Annotated in this window: 5 protein-coding genes; 1 reads left to right on the forward strand and 4 read right to left on the reverse strand. The window is 55.3% G+C overall.

What is annotated here, in order from left to right; translation table 11 throughout:
- Positions 1-60: 60 nt before the first annotated feature.
- Entirely contained in the window at positions 61-960 is a 900-nt protein-coding gene (locus AWM69_RS06345; protein ID WP_218726025.1) for a LysR family transcriptional regulator, read from the reverse strand.
- A 193-nt stretch (positions 961-1153) separates the two neighbouring features.
- Between AWM69_RS06345 and AWM69_RS06350 the strand changes: the two genes are divergently transcribed.
- Complete coding sequence (locus tag AWM69_RS06350; protein ID WP_048378473.1) at positions 1154-2170, forward strand: NAD(P)-dependent alcohol dehydrogenase; 1017 nt, start codon at positions 1154-1156, stop codon at positions 2168-2170.
- A gap of 78 nt (positions 2171-2248) precedes the next feature.
- Here AWM69_RS06350 and AWM69_RS06355 read toward each other — a convergent pair whose 3' ends face one another.
- Genes AWM69_RS06355 through AWM69_RS06365 form a run of 3 tightly spaced genes read right to left on the reverse strand, consistent with a single transcriptional unit; the run spans position 2249 to position 5814 of the window.
- Complete coding sequence (locus tag AWM69_RS06355; protein WP_131655122.1) at positions 2249-4552, reverse strand: PqiB family protein; 2304 nt, start codon at positions 4550-4552, stop codon at positions 2249-2251.
- Positions 4545-5168, reverse strand: a complete 624-nt coding sequence (locus AWM69_RS06360) for a paraquat-inducible protein A (RefSeq protein WP_131655123.1) — start codon at positions 5166-5168, stop codon at positions 4545-4547. The genes AWM69_RS06355 and AWM69_RS06360 overlap by 8 nt, the downstream gene beginning before the upstream one ends.
- Positions 5155-5814 (reverse strand): paraquat-inducible protein A, encoded by a 660-nt coding sequence (locus AWM69_RS06365; protein WP_218726002.1) that lies wholly within the window; start codon positions 5812-5814, stop codon positions 5155-5157. The genes AWM69_RS06360 and AWM69_RS06365 overlap by 14 nt, the downstream gene beginning before the upstream one ends.
- Positions 5815-6204 lie beyond the last annotated feature (390 nt).

Raw genomic sequence — 6204 nt, forward strand, 5'->3', positions numbered from 1 at the left:
GGTGTCAAATGCGGGGAAGATGACGCGAGAAATATGACCGTCACACCTCCCCTGAACTATTTAACGCGGAAGGAACCAATGCGGGTGTAATGCCGGAAAATGCACCTGCAACCACCTCACAAATGCATCGACCTGAGGTGCCAGGTGGGTTCGACTTGGGTAGAGCACCGACACAGGGCGAGGTTGCGGACGAAATGCCCTGAGCACCTCAACCAGTTGCCCACTGTCCAGAAGCTTGCCCACGGTGATGCCCGGAGCCTGAAACAGACCGAAACCTGCAAGGCCACACTCCACATAAGCATGGGACTCGTTCACCGTGATCCCGCCCTGAGGCATATACGGCTGGTCTTCCCCCGCCACCGAGAAATGCCACAGCAACGGCCTGTTATTTTTCCCGGAAAGAAAGCGCACACAACTATGGCCTGCCAGATCCGCCAGAGTTTCAGGCGCACCGTTCGCCTGTAGATAATCCGGCGATGCACACGTCACCATGATGGCGGTGCCTATTTCTCTCGCCACCAGGCTGGAGTCCGGGAGCTCGCCAATGCGCAGCGCACAATCAATGCCTTCAGCCACCAGATCAACCGTACGGTCGGTCACTCCAAGGGCCAGCTCAATTTCAGGGAAGGCCTGGTTGAAGCCCCTCAGGCTGGCCATGAAGCTGCGCTGGGCAAATGCGGTGGGGATATCAATTCGAAGTCTGCCGCGCAAGGTGGAACCATCGCGATGAAACATGGAGGTGGTGTCTGCAATCGTTGCCAGAATGACTTTCACACGCTCGTAAAATTGCTCGCCTTCAGTCGTGAGTTTTACCGTGCGCGTGGTGCGCTGAAACAGACGAACGCCCAGCGATGCCTCCAGGTCCTGAATCGTACGCGTGATATGCGGCCGTCCAGTCTGCATAGACTCGGCAACTTTAGTAAAACTGCCCAGTTCCGCCAGCTTGGCGAATACCTGCATCGACTGTAAAAGCTCCATGGGCTTGCTCCTGGATAAGCGTTGCAATGGGTTTATTGTTACTCCAAAGAGTAACAATCCTGTAGGTTTTTGCCCATTTATCCGAACGTGCGATCCATGAACAATCTCTCCCAACGCAAAGGAGGAGCCCCTTCGCTCCATCTGCACACCTTCACAACATTGCTGGAGAGAGAACATGAAAGCATGGCTTCTTAAAGATTTCGGGCTGGATAACCTGGTGCAGGAAGAGACTGAAACCCCTGTACCCAAGCCAGGAGAGTTACTGGTCAAAGTGGGCGCGGTCTCACTGAACTTCCGTGACAAAGCCATCGTCGATGGCATCTATGAGCCACATAAGGTCCCCAAGCCATTGATTCCGGTAAGTGATGCCGCCGGCACGGTAGTGGCAACCGGCGAGGGTGTCAGCCGCTTCGCCATCGGCGACCGCGTCAACTCTCATCTCTATTCCCGCTGGCTGGATGGCATGCCTGGACCGGATGAGCCCGATTACTGCTTCGGCTCTCCCTTACCGGGAGGTCTTGCGCAATACATGATCATCCATGAGGACAGTGCAGTACGCGCCCCTGACAACATGTCGGATGAAGAAGCCTCAACCCTTCCCATTGCAGCACTGACCGCCTGGTATGCGCTCGTGGATTTTGGTCAGATCGAGGCCGGACAAACCGTTTTGGTCCAGGGCACCGGTGGCGTATCCGTTTTTGCGGCACAGATTGCGACTGCGCTGGGCGCCAAGGTTATTGTCACTTCAAGTCAGGATGAGAATCTGCAGGCGGTGAAAAAGCTCGGAGCTGTGGCGGGAGTGAATTATCGCAGCCACCCGCAATGGTCCGAAGAAGTGCTGAGGCTGACGGATGGCAAAGGGGTAGATCTGCTGCTGGACGTCGCAGGCGGCGACGGCATTAACCAATCGGTTGCAGCGACCAAGGCCGGTGGCCGCATCGCACAGATCGGCTTTCTGACCGGGCAAACCTCTGCATTGAACTTGATGCCTCTGATCTTCCGGCAAACCACCTTGCGTGGCATTGCCGTTGCTCCCCGCTCTTCGTTTGACCGCATGAACGCATTCTTGAATGAGCACAACATTCGTCCCGTGATCGACCACGTATACCCATTCGACCAAGCTCGCCAGGCGTATGAACATCTGGCCAGAGGCGCGTTTGGCAAAGTGGTCATCAAGATCGCCCACGATTGAAAGTCAGGCTGCGCCCATAAAAAAACCGCGATCATTGATCGCGGTTTTTTGGTGGGTCGCAGGTCGATTATTCGAACGTCATTTACCGATCTGGATTTTTGGCGCCCATTGCAGCCACTCGTCCTCGAACTTGTCGAACAACGGGAAGGTTTGCTCCGGGAGTGCCTTATTACCCATTCTGCCGTCATCCGGCGTGGCGAAAGCAATACCGCCCTGCACCAGGGTTTCCAGAGACTCGGTACGGATCGTTGCGCCTTTGAACAGGCCAAAGTCGACACCAAAGCCGCTGCTGTTCCAGAAGCGGCTTCCGCTGCGCACCAACGGTGCATAACGCGGCTCGATCAAAATATGCACCAATACGCGATCGGCAGTGCTACCCAGCTCATAACCGGTGACCTTGCCCACGGTCACTTCACGGTAGGTCACAGGTACGCCCTCCTTGAGTGAGCCGCGACGGGCAGCACTCAACACCAGGCTCAAGCCAGCTTGAGAAACCGCAGCTTCCGGCGCTTGATTGAGGGCAACAAAATTAGTCTGCGGGCCCAACTGCTTAGCTGCGGGCTGCACTTCAATGTATTGACCCGTCACCAACGTTTCGAGGTTCGCGGTTTTCATCAAGCCCAGCTCAGGCTTGACCACCCAGAACTGGCTGCCTACCCGTGCAATCCGCTCAGGCACTTCTGTAATCCGGGCCTTGAGCATGACCGACTGCAGATCATCGCTCAGATCGATACTCTCAATCTTGCCAACATCCAGTCCCTTGAAACGAATCGGGGTACCCGTGCGCAAACCATCGGCGCGGGATACTTTGATGTTGACGTTCACGCCCTGCTGCATGGCTGCGTCGCGGTCAGTGAACAAGCGAAAGCGCGGGATACGTTTTTGCAACGGCGCTTTTTCTTCCAGCGTTTCAAATGCAATACCGCCGGCCATAAGGCTTTGCAGGGATTCGCTTTTGACCTGGATGCCGCCGGTCAACCCACCGCTGAGCGTAATACCGCTGGCATTCCAGAAGCGGGTCGAGGCATTGACCAGGTTTTCGTATTCCTTCTCGATATGCACGCCAATGACCAGCTGCTTCTTGGTGCGGGAGAACTGGTAGCTCTGTACCGAGCCGACTTTAACCTGCTTGTAGAGAATCGGGCTGCCAACATCCAGGGAACCCAGGTTGTCAGTGAAGAGCACCATATGCAGCCCCGGTGAACGCAGGTCCAGCGGCGGTGCTTTTGGCCGGGCAACGAACTCGCGCTCGGGCGTACTGCCTTTGTCGCCCGGACGGATCGCAATGTAGTTGCCTTTGACCAAAGCCTCAAGACCGGTAATACCAGCCAGCGAGATGGACGGCTTGACCACCCAGAACTGTGTGCCCTGGACCAGGTAGTCTTCGGCCAATGGGTCAAGCGTCAGTTCGGCACTGGCGCTGGTCAGATCCGGGTCGACTTTGAGAGCCTTGAGGCTACCCACCTGAATACCCTTGTACATGACCGGTGTACGGCCCGCTTGCAGACCTTCAAAGTCACTGAGTTTGACTTTGACCTTGATCCCGGCCTGAGCGTCATCGAAATCTTCATAGAGACGGAACGGCAAGCTTGAATCGGTAGGCGGACTGTCTGCACGGTTTTCCGGCGTGGCGAAGGCAATACCGCCGGCAACAATGCTGGCCAGCGATTCACTGCGCAGTTTCACACCTGACAGGTTGGCGTCGATGCTGATGCCACTGGCATTCCAGAAACGCGTATGTTTACGCACCAGATTGGCATACGTCGGTTCAACAAAGACTTTGATCTCGACCGTACTCTGATCTTCCGAAAGAACGTAGCTCTTGATCTGCCCCACCTGGATTTGCTTATAGAACACAGGACTGCCCCGGTTCAGCGAGCCGAGGCGTTCAGCCTTGAGCGTAAGGTGCAACCCGGGCTTGTCATCTGGCAATGGTGGCTCTTGGGACAGCGCCTTGAACTTGCGCGCAGATTCACCATCGGAAGGGCTCACGGCTATGTAATTACCGGAAACCAGTGTTTCAAGCCCCGTGATCCCGGCCAGTGAAACACTGGGCTTGACCAGCCAGAAGCGGGTATTGGTCTTGAGGTATTGCTCAACGTCCTTATTCATCTCGACGGTGGCAATCACCCCTTTGCTGGGGCCGTCCTCATCCAGAGCCAAGGTCTTGACCTTGCCCACCGGCATGCCCTTGTAAACCACTTCGGTTTTGTTGGCGACGATGCCTTCGCCACTTTCAAAGCGCACCTGGATATCAATCCCTGTTTGGCTGTAGGCACGCCATCCCAGCCAGCCACCAATAATCAGTGCAATCAGCGGGAGGATCCAGATAGCCGACCAGTTGGAAGCCGGACGGGTTTTAGCAGTAGGCAAGTCACTCATGGTCGTCATCCGACTCCGTGTTATCCCAAATCAGTCGGGGATCGAAAGTTACAGCTGCAAGCATCGTTAATACCACCACACTGGCAAAGGCCACCGCGCCAAGATTGGCCTCGACGCTGGCTATTCGTCCAAAATTCACCAAGGCCACCAGAATGGCGATGACAAAAATATCCAGCATTGACCAGCGGCCAATGAACTCAATAAACCGGTACATGACAATCCGTTGCTGCGCTGAAAGTGGCTGCCGGCGCTGCACTGAAAACAGCAACAAGGCAATTCCTACCAGCTTGAAGGTCGGCACCAGAATACTCGCAATAAACACAACGGCTGCAATCGGGATCATGCCGTGCTGCACCAATTCAATCACACCCGCCATGATGGTGCTGGGAGCTCCCTGCCCTAACGAATTGATCGTCATGATTGGCAGCAGATTGGCCGGAATATAAAGAATGGCGGCTGTCAGCAGTAATGCCCACGTGCGCATCAGGCTGTCGGGACGTCGGGCATGTACCAAGGCTCCGCAACGGGTACAGGTTTGCTCGCCTGCGTCAGGGTCCTGCTTGTTCAATTGGTGGCACTCTCCACACACCAATATGCCCGCATCAATCGCCCGCATGAATATCTTCTCCGGACAGTGCCTGCCAAATCTGATGAGGTGACATGACCACCTCAAGCCAGACCTGAACCAGCAGCATGCTGACAAAACAGGTCAGGCCCAACCCCACGCTCAGCTCGGCCATGTCGGCCAGTTTTACAATCGCCACCAGGACGCCCATCAGGTACACCTCAAGCATGCCCCAATCCCGCAGGTGGTGATAAACACGGTAGATCAACAGACCGTAACTGCGTCCAATGTTCCAGCGAATGCTCAATAACACTGCAAGCTGACACAGTAACTTGAGCAGCGGAATACCCATGCTGCACAGAAAGACGACTACGGCGATGCCTTGCATACCGGTATTGAATAAACCGAGCACACCACTCCAGACCGTGTCCTGCGACGTTTGGCCTAACAAACTGAGCTGCATGATGGGTAAGAAGTTAGCGGGCACGTAGAGCAGCAATGCGGCCAGAACAAGCGCGAGGCTTCGTTGCACGACCTTGTGGCCATGAGCAAAGAGCTCATAGCCGCAACGCGGACATTGGGCTTTCTCACCAAGCGCGAGATGCGGCTTACGCATCAACAAATCGCACTCATGGCAGGCCACTAACTCGTCCAGCGGTAAATCTGACACCCCGTGGGGGCCAACCGGATCTGGCATAAAAAGAGTCTCTGGCTCAAAAATGACTGCACCTATTCTAGTGCGCGGACTACAAAATAACTGTGTCTATTTGCAAGACTTTCGGGGCGGCGCAGTCGGCCAGGTTAACCGACACCCCAAAATTGCAGTGGACAACCACCTGCAGGAGCGAGCTTGCTCGCGATAGTCGTTAATGAGAACGCGTGTGCTCGATGGATAAACGTAGCGTTTTGGAAACCATCGCGAGCAAGCTCGCTCCTGCAGATAACTTTTTCCCTTAACTGACGAGCATTAACCTGCCCGGTGGTTTTTTTGCATTCGAAAAAAGTGCGGGCAGTGCCGTGATTAACAGCAGACCATGACTGCCCTACACCTCAAGCGCTGAGGAAGACTTTTCTCGGCACAAAAACA

It is taken from the genome of Pseudomonas sp. D1HM, from assembly GCF_019266105.1.
GTDB classification, from domain to species: Bacteria; Pseudomonadota; Gammaproteobacteria; order Pseudomonadales; family Pseudomonadaceae; genus Aquipseudomonas; species Aquipseudomonas taetrolens.